The sequence below is a fragment of the Corynebacterium sp. HMSC05D08 genome, assembly GCF_001807215.1.
In the GTDB taxonomy this organism is placed as follows: domain Bacteria; phylum Actinomycetota; class Actinomycetes; order Mycobacteriales; family Mycobacteriaceae; genus Corynebacterium; species Corynebacterium striatum.
The window spans coordinates 16,574-29,053 of the sequence record NZ_KV788328.1; the positions used below are offsets into that span (position 1 = coordinate 16,574).

General features: G+C 59.2%; 11 protein-coding genes. 8 read left to right on the forward strand and 3 right to left on the reverse strand.

Annotation, left to right across the window (positions count from 1 at the left end; genetic code table 11):
* Positions 1 to 260 precede the first annotated feature (260 nt).
* From HMPREF3148_RS05950 to HMPREF3148_RS05960, 3 genes are read left to right on the forward strand one after another with little or no spacing between them, the layout of a single operon-like run.
* Positions 261 to 815: a PadR family transcriptional regulator gene (locus HMPREF3148_RS05950; RefSeq protein ID WP_034657203.1), complete on the forward strand. Its 555-nt coding sequence runs from the start codon at positions 261 to 263 to the stop codon at positions 813 to 815.
* Between the two features lie 2 nt (positions 816 to 817).
* Positions 818 to 1,522 (forward strand): ABC transporter ATP-binding protein, encoded by a 705-nt coding sequence (locus HMPREF3148_RS05955; protein WP_049147539.1) that lies wholly within the window; start codon positions 818 to 820, stop codon positions 1,520 to 1,522.
* A gap of 2 nt (positions 1,523 to 1,524) precedes the next feature.
* A complete protein-coding gene (locus HMPREF3148_RS05960) occupies positions 1,525 to 4,191 on the forward strand; it encodes an ABC transporter permease (RefSeq protein WP_049062797.1) in 2,667 nt (888 codons plus the stop codon).
* Between the two features lie 119 nt (positions 4,192 to 4,310).
* Here the strand turns inward: HMPREF3148_RS05960 and HMPREF3148_RS05965 are convergent, their stop codons facing one another.
* Positions 4,311 to 4,526, reverse strand: a complete 216-nt coding sequence (locus HMPREF3148_RS05965; protein ID WP_005530197.1) for a hypothetical protein — start codon at positions 4,524 to 4,526, stop codon at positions 4,311 to 4,313.
* A gap of 27 nt (positions 4,527 to 4,553) precedes the next feature.
* Here HMPREF3148_RS05965 and HMPREF3148_RS05970 point away from each other — a divergent pair, with 27 nt between their 5' ends.
* A complete protein-coding gene (locus HMPREF3148_RS05970; protein WP_005530200.1) occupies positions 4,554 to 5,318 on the forward strand; it encodes a M23 family metallopeptidase in 765 nt (254 codons plus the stop codon).
* Positions 5,319 to 5,336: 18 nt separating this feature from the next.
* Here HMPREF3148_RS05970 and pcrA read toward each other — a convergent pair whose 3' ends face one another.
* Positions 5,337 to 7,946, reverse strand: coding sequence for a DNA helicase PcrA (gene pcrA / locus HMPREF3148_RS05975; protein ID WP_005530201.1), 2,610 nt, complete (start codon positions 7,944 to 7,946; stop codon positions 5,337 to 5,339).
* Positions 7,947 to 8,075: 129 nt separating this feature from the next.
* Here pcrA and HMPREF3148_RS05980 point away from each other — a divergent pair, with 129 nt between their 5' ends.
* The 3 genes from HMPREF3148_RS05980 to pgi all read left to right on the forward strand — a co-directional run bounded on the left by HMPREF3148_RS05980 (position 8,076) and on the right by pgi (position 11,603).
* Positions 8,076 to 8,447, forward strand: coding sequence for a chorismate mutase (locus HMPREF3148_RS05980; RefSeq protein ID WP_049062796.1), 372 nt, complete (start codon positions 8,076 to 8,078; stop codon positions 8,445 to 8,447).
* A 52-nt stretch (positions 8,448 to 8,499) separates the two neighbouring features.
* Positions 8,500 to 9,864: a Na+/H+ antiporter family protein gene (locus tag HMPREF3148_RS05985; RefSeq protein ID WP_070508892.1), complete on the forward strand. Its 1,365-nt coding sequence runs from the start codon at positions 8,500 to 8,502 to the stop codon at positions 9,862 to 9,864.
* Positions 9,865 to 9,971: 107 nt separating this feature from the next.
* Complete coding sequence (gene pgi / locus HMPREF3148_RS05990; RefSeq protein ID WP_070508894.1) at positions 9,972 to 11,603, forward strand: glucose-6-phosphate isomerase; 1,632 nt, start codon at positions 9,972 to 9,974, stop codon at positions 11,601 to 11,603.
* 86 nt (positions 11,604 to 11,689) lie between these two features.
* Here the strand turns inward: pgi and HMPREF3148_RS05995 are convergent, their stop codons facing one another.
* Positions 11,690 to 11,908 (reverse strand): hypothetical protein, encoded by a 219-nt coding sequence (locus tag HMPREF3148_RS05995; RefSeq protein WP_005530208.1) that lies wholly within the window; start codon positions 11,906 to 11,908, stop codon positions 11,690 to 11,692.
* Between the two features lie 261 nt (positions 11,909 to 12,169).
* Between HMPREF3148_RS05995 and HMPREF3148_RS06000 the strand changes: the two genes are divergently transcribed.
* Positions 12,170 to 12,436, forward strand: coding sequence for a type II toxin-antitoxin system RelE family toxin (locus tag HMPREF3148_RS06000; protein ID WP_053085481.1), 267 nt, complete (start codon positions 12,170 to 12,172; stop codon positions 12,434 to 12,436).
* The last annotated feature ends 44 nt before the right edge of the window (positions 12,437 to 12,480 follow it).

Genomic DNA, 12,480 nt, shown 5'->3' on the forward strand with positions numbered 1-12,480 from the left:
TCTTTCAACTACAGCGAAATACTTGGAAAAAGCCCCCTTCCACCTTCGTTTCAAAAATTCTAAAACCCGAGTTTGTGGGATCGTCCCCAAACGGAGACCGCTACCCTAATGATTGCCCCAAGAAGGCCGGACCATTGCCCCTTTAAAGCTTACCCGGTAAGCTCCAAAGTGATTACCCGGTAACCATCGAGTTTTTCAGATATCGCATACCAGCGCCCTCACTGTCCTTCCCAAAACTCTCCCAAGAACGGGCACCGACCATGTCAATGAAACATTCTTTGCTATCGCTTCTCAGCGCCAGGCCAGCCACGGCCAGCCAATTACAGCACGAGTTTGCCGATGCCATGGAGGGCCTGTGGCCCCTCAATATCGGCCAAGTTTCCCAAACCCTCAAACGTTTGGAACGTGACAGCTTCATCGTAGAAAGCGGCGAGGTTACCGGCCCCACGGGCAGAAAGGCCGTTGAATACTCCATCACTGAGGAGGGCCGGAGCGAGCTTGCAGCGTGGTGGACACGCAGCGTCGACAAGCAGCCCATCGAGCGCGACGAGCTCGTGCTCAAGATTGCACTCGCCGCCGGCCGCAGCGACGTTGATGCCCTAAGAATCTTGGATTCGCAGCGCTTTGCCACGATGAAGCAGCTTCGCATCCTCAATCAACAAGCCTCCGAAATGCCAGAAGAGCGCAGCGCACGAAGGTTGGCTCTAGAGAGGGAGATTTTCGACCTCGAAGCGCTCTCCCGTTGGCTCGATCGCGCAGAGTCTTTAGCCACTCCAAGATCTTTGTCCCCCACTACCAAGCCGGAAGAGGATTAACAATGAACGCCACCACCAACGCTCATGCACCGTTCCCCCTGGAGTTGCAGGAGGTCACCCGCGTCTTCGGCACGGGCGCCCGGCAGGTTACGGCCTTGGACAACATCGATCTCCAGCTGCGCCCCGGCGAGCTTGTGGCAGTCATGGGGCCATCGGGTTCCGGTAAATCCACTCTGCTCAACGTTGCCGGGCTCCTACTCCCGCCGACCTCGGGCAGGGTGCTTATCGACGGCGCGGATGCCGCCGATCTCTCCAAGTCAGCGTCTGCCACCATGCGCCGCCGCCATTTGGGTTTCGTATTTCAGAACTTCAACCTGGTATCCACGCTGACGGTCGGTGAGAACGTGACACTGCCTCTAGAGCTCGACGGCGTATCCCGCGAGAAGTGCCGAGAGGCCGCCGAGGAAGCGCTCGCAGAGGTCGGCCTCGAGGGCGTTGCTGACCGCTTTCCCGAAGAGATTTCCGGCGGCCAAGCCCAACGAGTGGCTATCGCACGCGCACTCATCGGGCCCCGCAAAGTGCTTCTGGCAGATGAGCCCACGGGCGCACTCGATACGAGTACGAGCGATTCGATCATGAAATTGCTGCGCTCGCGCATCGACGCCGGAGCGTCCGGACTGCTGGTCACACACGAACCACGCTTTGCCGGCTGGGCCGACTCCGTGGTCATGGTCCGCGACGGCAAACTCAGCAAGGAGGGCAACTAGTCATGTCTTCGTTCTCGGCTGTCACGCGCCCCACGAGGCGCGACATGGTCAAACACCCGTGGCGCTCGCTCGCGGGTCTGTTACTGGTGGCTCTTCCGGTCGCGGCACTCATCGCGTTCGGAATCGGTACATCCTCTGAAAGCCAGTTCAGCTCGCTGATGTACAGCATGGATCGCACCATTAGCCCAGCTTCACCAGAATTCGACAACGGTTCGGAGCGAAACTTCCGCGACGTTGCGAACGAGGCCCTTCCTGGTGACCTGCAGGCTAGCCCTGTGGTCAATTTCTTCCATGGTCCTGTTCGCTTTGGCTCTAAGAGTGCTGGAACGACCTTTTCTCAGTTCGACGTAGACAATCCGCCCGCTGAGGCTGCGGTGCTTCTGGAGCACTATAAATTGCAACCTGGGCAAGTACTTCTTTCTGCTGATACGGCCAAGAAGATCGGCGCCGACGTTGGCGACGTGGTGGAGGTCAGTGGAGGAAAAGAAGCTAAGGTTGCGGGCATCGTTCCCGGCGTTGATAGCTACGCCACGGCACCGGCTTTGGTAAGCGACGAAGACTTGGACCACAATCCTGGCCAAGCCATGTGGGCGATCGTGGGCAGCCACCAGCTCACTGAGGATGACGCAGAAGCCCTAGCCAAGAAGGGCCTGGCGCTGTACGACAGCCACCTTGATTCCAACAGCGATGTGACACCCAGCCTAACCGGAGATGAGATCCTCTTCTTGCTTTTCGTTGCGAGCGTTTATTCCTTCGCAGCGTTTCTCGTTCTGGTCCTCGTTGCGCCAGTCTTCAGCTTTGCGTTGGGTAAGAACCTACGCCTTTATGCGCTCATGGCCTCGCAGGGTGCCTCACCGAAGCACATCGCCGCTGCCGTGCTGGCATATGGCTTCCTCACCGGAGTAGTGGGCGCGACGATTGGTGCAGTCTTGGGCTTTGCCATCGGTATCGCGGCCTGGTGCATTCGCTTCCCAAGTCTACCCCTCGATATCCCCTGGCTGATGAGCGCGGAAATCTGGGCGATTGCGGTCCTTGGCTCTACGTGCGCTGCAGCAATTCCAGCTTGGTTGGCGGCACGCTCGGCGCTGACGACCGCAATCCAAGGCGGCAGACCTGACCGCATAGTGCACTGGCGTAAAGAGATGGCGTACGGGCCAATGGCCCTGCCAATCTTGGTTCTCCTTTCCCTAACACCAGCAGGACAAAAGCTCTTCGGCCCTTTGGGGCTTTTGGCCTTCATCGCCGTCGGGGCAAGTGCGCCCGCCCTCATTTTTGCGGCTTCCCGGCTATGCAGCCACGGCGGCCTCGCTCTCCGCCTTGCCGGGCGAGGTCTACTGCGACGTGGCATGCGCACCATTCCCACTGCGGTGGCGCTCCTAGCAATCACGTTCACCGCAGCGGCGGGCTCTGTGATTTCCTTCCTCGATGCCGCCAAGTGGGAGGAGCAATCCACCTTGGTCAACCCAGGTTCAACGGCGATCATCGCCACCGATGACTATTCAAACGCCGTTGATAACCCCAACTCAAGTGCTGAAACAGCCGCCGCCGATGCCGCGCTTGCTCAGAAACCCGGCCACGCGATGGAGTTGCGCGGCTACGTGGACCCTTATTCCGCGCATCTGCCGGACTCGCAGGTACCCAGCGTCAAACTCACGATGGAATATGACTTCGTCTGCGAGCAGACGGATCCAACAGACAACGTCGAAGAAGCGACCTTCATCGATAGGCAAGGTCGAACAACTGATACTTCAGCTGAGGCTCGCGAGGCCTGTGCGCATGAAATGATGACATGGCTTCCCACCAGCGATCTGATGAAGTACGGAAGAACCCTTGAGGCAACGCCGGAGACACTCGATCTCTTCAACTTCGACAGTCCGGCAGACAAGGACAAGGCAGCTGCCACCCTTGAACAGGGCGGCATCGTCTTAGCCCACGGTCGCCACTTGGAAGGCCGCAGCGAAGCACGCTTCACCGCAGAACGCGCCGAGCAAAGAAATGGCAGCGTCATCGGCAGCGCTACTGCAAAGCTTCCGGCAGTTGAGGCATTGCCTATTTTTGCGCGCGACGTAACACTGATTAGCCCTGGCGCCGCGGAAAAGCTGAATATTAAAGCAGCTCGACTAGGAACCGCAGTAGCTTTTAACGAGACCCCTACGCCAAAGGAGCGGGAGGGCATCTCCTTTGCTGTCGAGCAAGCATCAGGTGGAACCCACACTATTTCCTTCACCGGCACTCCGCAGAGTGATGAATGGGCCCCAGCTGCAATCCTCGCTGTGCTCAGCGTGCTGGCCTTGGTCTTCATCATTGCGAATACCGCCGTTGCCATGCGGCGCGAAGCAGATACCTATAACTCGCTGGGTGCGCCGCTGAGCTTGATGGCCAAGGTTAGTGCGTGGCAGACATGGATCATCGCCGGAGTCAGCATGCTGACGGGATATGTGTTGGGCCAAGCTGTCGGCGTGTTCCTCAGCGAAGCTCCCCGGAATCTCTATAACTCCAATCCGTATTCAATTAACGGTATCGAGTACTTCCAACCGGACCGGTGGATGCTTCTGGTGGTTATTGCAGTGCCCTTGGCCGGTGCCGCAATTTCTGCGCTGAGCCAGGCACGGGGACGTGGCGGTGACATCACTGCCCGTGATCGCGACGAGCAGCGAGCCCTCGCCTAGAAAGCGGTCTAGGCACCAGCCTTGTCGCAGCTCATCCAGCGTTTCTCAGCACGTAGGAGGATTCACCCCCACAACACACCCCCACACATTAAACCCAAACTTCACAGTCATAACTTCTTTCACATCAGTAACACGCGCAACATGCTGGCATGTTCGAATGATTTTCGAAAAATTCCGGCGTTTACCTGCAATTTCAGATATTGCAGTTCACGGAAAAGACCGATAGCTTTATCTCGTTGCCACAAACAGGCCGCCAAGCCGGGATTGAACTTTCCCGGCGTGTCGGACTTGAAATCAATGGCATCCCGCAGGCTTAACCGAGCCACCCCGAACATGCTCCGTCATGAAAAGGACTTGAAGTTATGAAGCGCAATTCCCGCGCACGCAAGATTGTGACGCTCACGGCTCTATCCTTGAGCACTGCACTTGCTACCACCATGGGCGCTAACGCCTCCGCCGCGCAGCCGGCAGCCAGCGTTGACGTCTCTGATGGCTCGTCAAAGCCAGAAGTTACAACTAATGCAGATAACACCACGCTTATCGACGCCTTCGTTGGACTCACCAAGTCCACCGCCGGCGTCTTGGCGGGCGCAGTCTCACCTGAGATTTCTAACAACGGCGGCGCCCTGAACATCGTTCTTGACCCATCCAGCATCCCAGGCCTCGCTGAGGCTTATGCCCCAGCGGGTGACCACTCCGGACTGACCCCAGTCAAGGGCCAGGATAGCTCCGGAAACACCGTTGTGTTCCCAACCTCCGGTACCTTCACCTCCGGCTTCGGCCCGCGTTGGGGCACCTTCCACAACGGTATCGATATTGCCAACCCGATTGGCACGCCGATTTACTCCATCATGGACGGTGAAGTTATCTCCTCTGGTCCGGCGCAAGGCTTTGGCCACTGGATCCGCATCCGGCACGACGATGGAACCATCTCCGTCTATGGCCACATGCCAGGTGACCAGCTCCTCGTAAACGTCGGCGACCGAGTCTCTGCTGGACAGCAGATCTCCGTCATCGGCAACGAGGGCCACTCCACCGGCCCGCACCTCCACTTCGAGGTGCACCCAGGTGGCGGCGCAGCCGTCGACCCGGTTCCGTGGTTCGCTCAGCGTGGAATCATCATCTAAGCGAGCTCCCCCTAGCGCCTAAAGCTTTTCCATCGGAACACCGCCGATAAGCATGAGGCGCACCTTGCCTGCCGATCCGAAGTCCACCGTCACGGTGGCGCGTGGACCGGAGCCGGAGGCATCGATGACCGTGCCCAGTCCGTATTTAGCGTGATTGACACGGTCCCCCACAACTAAATTCAACTGGTTGTTCTTTGGCATTGAGGTCGAAGAGGCAGGTTTCCGCGTGCGTTGCGAAGGGGAAGACGTAGCGCGCGGGGAGGTCCTGCCCCACCCAGACCAATCCGAACCATAAGAACGACCGTATTGGTAGGAGTCATCTCCACCCCATGCACTGGACAGCGAGCTGTCTGGTTCTTCACGGCGCCAGTCGATGAGGTCCTCTGGGACCTCGGCGAGGAAGCGGCTGGCCGGATTCGTCATCGGATTGCCCCACGACGAGCGAAGAATCGCACGGGTGAAATACAGCTGCTCACGAGCACGCGTGATGCCTACGTACGCCAGGCGGCGTTCTTCACTGAGTTCCTTGGGGTCCCCCAAAGAACGCATGTGCGGGAATTGGCCGTCCTCCCAGCCGGTGAGGAAGACGACTGGGAACTCCAAGCCCTTGGCGGTATGCAGCGTCATCAGCGTGACCACTCCGGACTCATTGTCTGGGATTTGGTCAGCGTCAGCTACCAACGACACCTTTTCCAGGAACGCCTGGAGCGAGCCGGGCAGGGCCTCCCCCTCGGCGAGCTCCGGGCTTATGTCGTTTTCAACATCGGCACCAGTGAATGCCAATTGGTTCGCGGCCTCGGAGCTAAACTCGCGTGCTACAGAAACCAACTCATTGAGGTTGTCCAAGCGGGCGCCATCTTGCGGGTCGTTGGAGTTTTCCAGCTCTGCGCGGTATCCGGTGGCGTCCAGTACTGCGCTCAACAGCTCGCCTAGGTCTGGCTGGTGCGTAACTTCATTGGTCATGCCCGGAATCTGGGCCCGGATACCTTCCATCATCTCGTTGAACTTCGACACCGAATTGACCGCGCGGGTACCCAGGCCCGCAACGTTGCCAGCTGCGGCATCATAAAGCGCCTTGCCAAAGCTGATGCCGAGGTTCTCCGCATGCAGTGCTATCTGGGCCTGGGCTTTGTCACCAATAGCACGCTTCGGCACGTTGATGATGCGGCGCAGGCTCACCGTGTCATCCGGATTATCGATGATGCGCAGGTAAGCCACCATGTCACGAATCTCCCGGCGCTCGTAGAAGCGCGTACCGCCAACCACCTTGTACGGAATGCCGGAGCGAACGAAGATGTCTTCCAGTGCGCGGGACGCGTTGTTGGTGCGGTACATGATCGCGATGTCCGAATAGTCGCGGCCCTTGTCAGACAAGGAATCGATCTCTGAGGCAATAAAGCGCGCCTCATCGTGCTCGTTGTCCGCAACGTAGCCGACGATCTTGGCGCCCTCCCCGTGAGCGGTCCACAGGTTCTTCTCGCGCCGGCCCTCATTCTTAGCAATCACCGCATTCGCGGCATTCAGAATGGTCTGCGTCGAGCGATAGTTCTGCTCAAGCAAGATGGTGTGCGCCTGCGGATAGTCGCGTTCGAACTCCTGGATATTGCGGATGGTGGCGCCACGGAATGCATAAATGGACTGATCAGAGTCACCCACCACGCACAGCTCCGGCGCGTCCGGCCCCAGTTCTCCCCTACCGACCAGCGCAGACACCAAAGCGTACTGTGCATGGTTGGTGTCCTGGTACTCATCGATCAGCACGTGCTTGAAGCGACGACGGTAGAAGTCCACCACCTGGGGATGCTGATTGAAGATGCGGACGACCTCACCAATCAGATCATCAAAGTCCACCGAATTAGCCGCGCGCAGGCGCCGCTGGTACTCGTCGAATACGCGAGCCACCGTAATGTCGAAAGGATTCTTGGTCTTCTCCGCCTCAGCCAAGGCATAGTCAGGGGAAACCAGCTCGTTCTTGTGATTCGAGATTTGGTTAGCCAGCACGCGTGCCGTGTACTTCTTCAAGTCCAGCTGCATGTCCTTGGCAATCATGGTCAGCAGGCGGCGCGCATCGTCCCCGTCATAGATGGTGAAGTTGGTATTCAGCCCTGGGACTAGCTGAGCGTTTTGGCGCAGGATGCGCACACAAATGGAGTGAAAGGTCGAGACCCACATGCGCTCAGCCACCGGACCCACGAGCTGGCCGACGCGCTCCTTCATTTCGGCCGCAGCCTTGTTGGTAAAGGTAATCGCCAGGATCTCCCACGGCGCCACGCCTCGGTTACGCATGAGATAAGCAATGCGGCGCGTGAGCACGGCAGTCTTACCTGAACCCGCGCCCGCCACGATCAGCAGCGGCGATCCTGCGTGCGTGACGGCCTCTATTTGTTGCGGGTTAAGCCCCTCCGTCAGCGGATCTGGGCCAGCTGGTCTCTGATCGGCTGCCGCGTGACTAGCGAGCCTCTGGCTGGCCGAGGCTGGTGGAGTGGCGGCGCGGGCAGGCTGCCCAAAGCCGCCGAAGAGATCCGGCTGCTGGCCAGCACCGAATCCACCGGCTGAATCGCCGGGGGCACCAGCACTGCCATGGCCTTCGGGGCGCGGGGCGGGAGAAAATGGAGACGCATCATTCATAATGCCTACCAACCTACTAGTCCCTCCGGACATTGCCCCATAACACGCCATACCCAGCACTTTCGAACACAACGGGAACGCTGCGTTGAAAGTTTCATTTTTAGTTTCCGAGTGGCACAATCAGTGTCTATGTCCACTGCACACGAAACTCCCGATCAGCACGGCGACACCACCGCTGGTGTCGACGCTCATGACGTCAACGTCGTTGATAACGGCATGGAGATCCGCATGCCTTCCGGCACTGACGATCCCCTCACCGACGCGGAGATTCAAAATTATCGCCTCGAGATCAACCGTCTCGACCGAGTCATCCTCGATGCAGTAAAGCGCCGCTCCGAGATCTCACGCACCATTGGCCGCACCCGCATGAGCTCGGGCGGAACCAAGCTAGTACACACCCGCGAAATCGCCATCCTCAACGAATTCCGCGACGAGCTCGGCGAAGAAGGGCCCGCAATCGCCTCTGCCCTGCTGCGCATGGGCCGCGGCAAGCTCGGCTAATCACAATCAATAAATTTCAGTTTTCTGGATAAAATACCGTAATCTCATCAGCATGAATGCTGTTCTCATCGCGGTTATCGTCATGCTGGCCCTCGCGCTCCTGCGCGTCCACGTGGTCGTCGCGCTCTTTCTCGGAGCCCTCACCGGCGGCCTCCTCTCAGGCATGGGCCTCGATGCCACAATGCTTGCTTTCCAGGACGGTCTCGGCGGCGGTGCCAAGATCGCGCTAAGCTACGCACTCCTCGGCGCCTTCGCCATGGGCGTTGCCGCAACGGGCCTGCCCCAGCTGCTAGCTAACTTCCTTATCCGCCGCATCAGCCCGGCGACAGCCGGTACCGCGAATGGGGCGTCGCCAAGCGCGGCGTCTGCCACCAAATGGATCCTGGTGGTGGGTCTCATCGCCATGGCCGTGATGAGCCAGAACGTCATTCCCGTCCACATTGCATTCATCCCGCTCATCGTGCCGCCGCTACTTAAGGTGATGAACGCGCTGTGCATCGACCGCCGACTTATCACCTGCTGCCTGACCTTCGGCCTAGTCACCACCTACATGTTCCTGCCGGTGGGCTTCGGCTCCATCTTCTTGAACGACATCTTGCTGTTCAACATCAACGAGGCCGGCCTCGACACCGATGGCATCTCCATCATGAAGGTCATGGGCATCCCGGCACTGGGCATGCTGTCCGGCCTGCTCATCGCCATCTTCATCAGTTACCGCAAACCACGCGACTACGCCGACGCCCCAATCTCTGACGAAGAGCCCACCGAGGAAGCGCCCGCACCGTACAAGATTTGGGTCAGCATTATCGCAATTGTGGCAACATTCGCCGTGCAGATCATCATGCAATCGCTGGACTTCGAATCCGACGGCCTGATGGTCGGCGCACTGACCGGCCTGGGCATCCTACTCATCACCGGTGCGGTGAACTGGCGCAAGGCAGACAATGTCTTCTCCGATGGCATGCGCATGATGGCGCTCATCGGATTCATCATGATTACGGCCCAAGGATTCGCGTCAGTCATGAGCGCAACAGGTGAGGTCGAGGAGCTCGTCACCGCCACTGCGGATGCCTTCGGCAGCAACAAGATGCTGGCGGCCGGAGCCATGCTCTTGGTGGGTCTCATCGTCACGATGGGCATCGGTTCCTCCTTCTCCACCCTTCCCATCATTACGGTCATTTACGTCCCGCTGTGCATGTCCTTGGGCTTTAGCCTGGCTGCCACGGTGGCAATCGTGGGTACAGCAGGCGCGCTGGGCGATGCTGGCTCCCCCGCCTCCGACTCCACGCTGGGACCGACTGCGGGCTTGGGCGCTGACGGCCAGCATGATCACATCCGTGACTCGGTCATCCCGACCTTCCTCCACTTCAACATCCCGCTGCTGATCGCCGGCTGGATTGGCGCGATGGTTCTGTAATTTCTTGTCTTTGGGACAGCCGGCTAGCGACGGCGAAAGTCGCGGCAGTGGACTACGGTGGATTGGGTAAAAACTCATGTCTAACTAATGCCAGAAAGGCCCTTGTAATGGACATCACCGCACAGCCCCAGTGGACCGCACTTGAGCAGCTGTTCCAAGAGAAGAAGAACCTCAACCTGCGTGAGCTTTTCGCCGCCGACGCGTCCCGCGCCACCACCCTGACTTTTGATGCTGCGGGCCTGCACGTCGATCTTTCCAAGAACCTTGTGGATGCTGACGTTCTCGCAGCGCTTGTCGACGTCGCCCGCGCCGCCGACGTTGAGGGCCGCCGCGACGCTATGTTCGCCGGCGAGCACCTCAACAACACCGAGGACCGCGCCGTCTTGCACACCGCGCTGCGCAAGCCTGCCGACGCCGAGCTCAACGTCGATGGCCAGAACGTCATCGCTGACGTCCACGAGGTTTTGGACCGCATGAGCACTTTTGCCGACGCCCTCCGCTCCGGCAAGTGGCTCGGCCACACCGGTGAGCGCATCACCACTGTGGTCAACATCGGCATCGGTGGCTCTGACCTTGGCCCGGCCATGGCGTCCAAGGCGTTGCGCGCCTACGAAGACGCTGGTGTCAAGGCCAAGTTCGTCTCTAACGTAGACCCGGCAGATATGGCTGCAGCACTCGATGGCCTCGACGCTGCCAAGACCCTCTTCATAGTTGCCTCCAAGACCTTTACCACCCAGGAGACCCTGACCAATGCGCACGCTGCTCGCGCATGGCTCATTGAGCAGCTGGGCAGCGAAGCCGCAGTGGCCAAGCACTTTGTTGCAGTTTCCACCAACGCTGAGAAGGTCGCCGCCTTCGGCATCGACACCGAGAATATGTTTGGTTTCTGGAACTGGGTGGGCGGCCGCTACTCCATGGACTCCGCGATTGGTCTATCCCTGATGTGCACCATCGGCCCGGATAACTTCAAGGCTCTGTTCGCGGGCTTCCACGCCATGGACGAGCACTTCCGCACCACCCCGCTGGAGAGCAATGTCCCGGTTCTGATGGGCATGCTCGGTGTCTGGTACTCCAACTTCCACGGCGCACAGACCCACGCGGTCCTGCCTTATTCCCAGGACTTGGGCCGCTTCCCGGCTTATCTCCAGCAGCTGACCATGGAGTCCAACGGCAAGTCGGTGCGCCGCGACGGCACCGCCGTGACCACCGGCACCGGTGAGATCTTCTGGGGCGAGCCAGGCACCAATGGCCAGCACGCTTTCTTCCAGCTGATGCACCAAGGCACCCGCCTCATTCCGGCTGACTTCATCGGTTTCGCTCGCCCGAAGCAGGACTTCCCTGCTTCCGACGGCACCGGCTCCATGCATGACCTTCTGATGGGCAACTTCTTCGCGCAGACTAAGGTCCTGGCATTCGGCAAGACTGCCGAGGAGATCGCCGCTGAAGGCGTGGACGAGGCAGTGGTTCCGCACAAGGTCATGCCGGGTAACCGCCCCACCACCACGATCCTCGCGGAGGAACTGACCCCGGAGATTCTCGGTGCGCTGATTGCGCTCTACGAGCACATCGTCTTCACTGAGGGCATCATCTGGGACATCAACTCCTTCGACCAGTGGGGCGTGGAGCTGGGCAAGCAGCAGGCGAACGACCTCGCTCCTGCCGTCTCCGGCAAAGAAGCCGCCAACTCCGGTGACTCCTCCACCGACGAGCTCGTGCGCTGGTACCGCCAGAACCGCTAAGACCACATCGCGCGTCCCGGCCTCGCCGGTAGCGCGCTACGGAGAAACTCTCAGTTCACCATCGCGGTGGAACTGAGAGTTTCTTTTTAGGACTGGGACGCGTCCTGCTGCTTCTTATCCCACACGTGCCTGCGGACCAAGTAGATAGGCAGCACGAGGACGAAGGAGAACGCCAAGAACCCCACGACGTTGAGAATCACTCCGTCCGAAGTCACCTCGCTCAACGGCACGCCTTCCTCATCGGAGGAGGCCACCCCGCCCCAGCCTATCCCCTGGCTTACATAAGACGTCGCAATGACCAGCAAAGGAAGGATGCGAGCTCCTCAAGCCTTTCTAGATCACTGACGGGAACGGTTGCCGCAACGCGTTTCCCAGTGCGGGTAACGATCGTCCGCTTCCCGGTACAGCGACTTTCATCAATAGTAACGCCCAATTCTTCGCGTCGGTGACGCAGCGAAATGGAGCTTTCGCGTTCACGTGGCGTCATATCGCCAGCCAAAGTAGTGCCAGTAGGTACAGAGTTTACAAAAATACTGTGTGTACCATTTCTGATTGTTCTTCATTCTGTGGTCTTCGAGATAACCTTTAGGACGCTCGCCGAACGACAGTGGCGCATAATTCGTCGCCATGATCCCGCTGCGTACTCCGCCATGCAGGGTGCCATCGATGCTCTCGAGACCGATCCATTCCCCACGGGCTACGAGAAACTCCAAGGGCGAGAGGGCTATCGCATCCGCGTGGGAAGGTACCACGTGGGGTACACCGTTGACCAAGGACTACTCGTCATCAAGATTTTTACCCTCGGTGCGCGCGGAGGTGTCTATAAGAAATAGGGACGCCCACATCAACCGTGGCGTCCCTATATTTCCAGTGTGGT

Coding starts and splice junctions, on each gene's coding strand:
- HMPREF3148_RS05950 (WP_034657203.1), top strand. CDS start 261: ATGTCAATGAAACATTCTTTGCTATCGCTTCTCAGCGCCAGGCCAGCC.
- HMPREF3148_RS05955 (WP_049147539.1), top strand. CDS start 818: ATGAACGCCACCACCAACGCTCATGCACCGTTCCCCCTGGAGTTGCAG.
- HMPREF3148_RS05960 (WP_049062797.1), top strand. CDS start 1,525: ATGTCTTCGTTCTCGGCTGTCACGCGCCCCACGAGGCGCGACATGGTC.
- HMPREF3148_RS05965 (WP_005530197.1), bottom strand. CDS start 4,526: ATGTTCGGGGTGGCTCGGTTAAGCCTGCGGGATGCCATTGATTTCAAG.
- HMPREF3148_RS05970 (WP_005530200.1), top strand. CDS start 4,554: ATGAAGCGCAATTCCCGCGCACGCAAGATTGTGACGCTCACGGCTCTA.
- pcrA (WP_005530201.1), bottom strand. CDS start 7,946: ATGAATGATGCGTCTCCATTTTCTCCCGCCCCGCGCCCCGAAGGCCAT.
- HMPREF3148_RS05980 (WP_049062796.1), top strand. CDS start 8,076: ATGTCCACTGCACACGAAACTCCCGATCAGCACGGCGACACCACCGCT.
- HMPREF3148_RS05985 (WP_070508892.1), top strand. CDS start 8,500: ATGAATGCTGTTCTCATCGCGGTTATCGTCATGCTGGCCCTCGCGCTC.
- pgi (WP_070508894.1), top strand. CDS start 9,972: ATGGACATCACCGCACAGCCCCAGTGGACCGCACTTGAGCAGCTGTTC.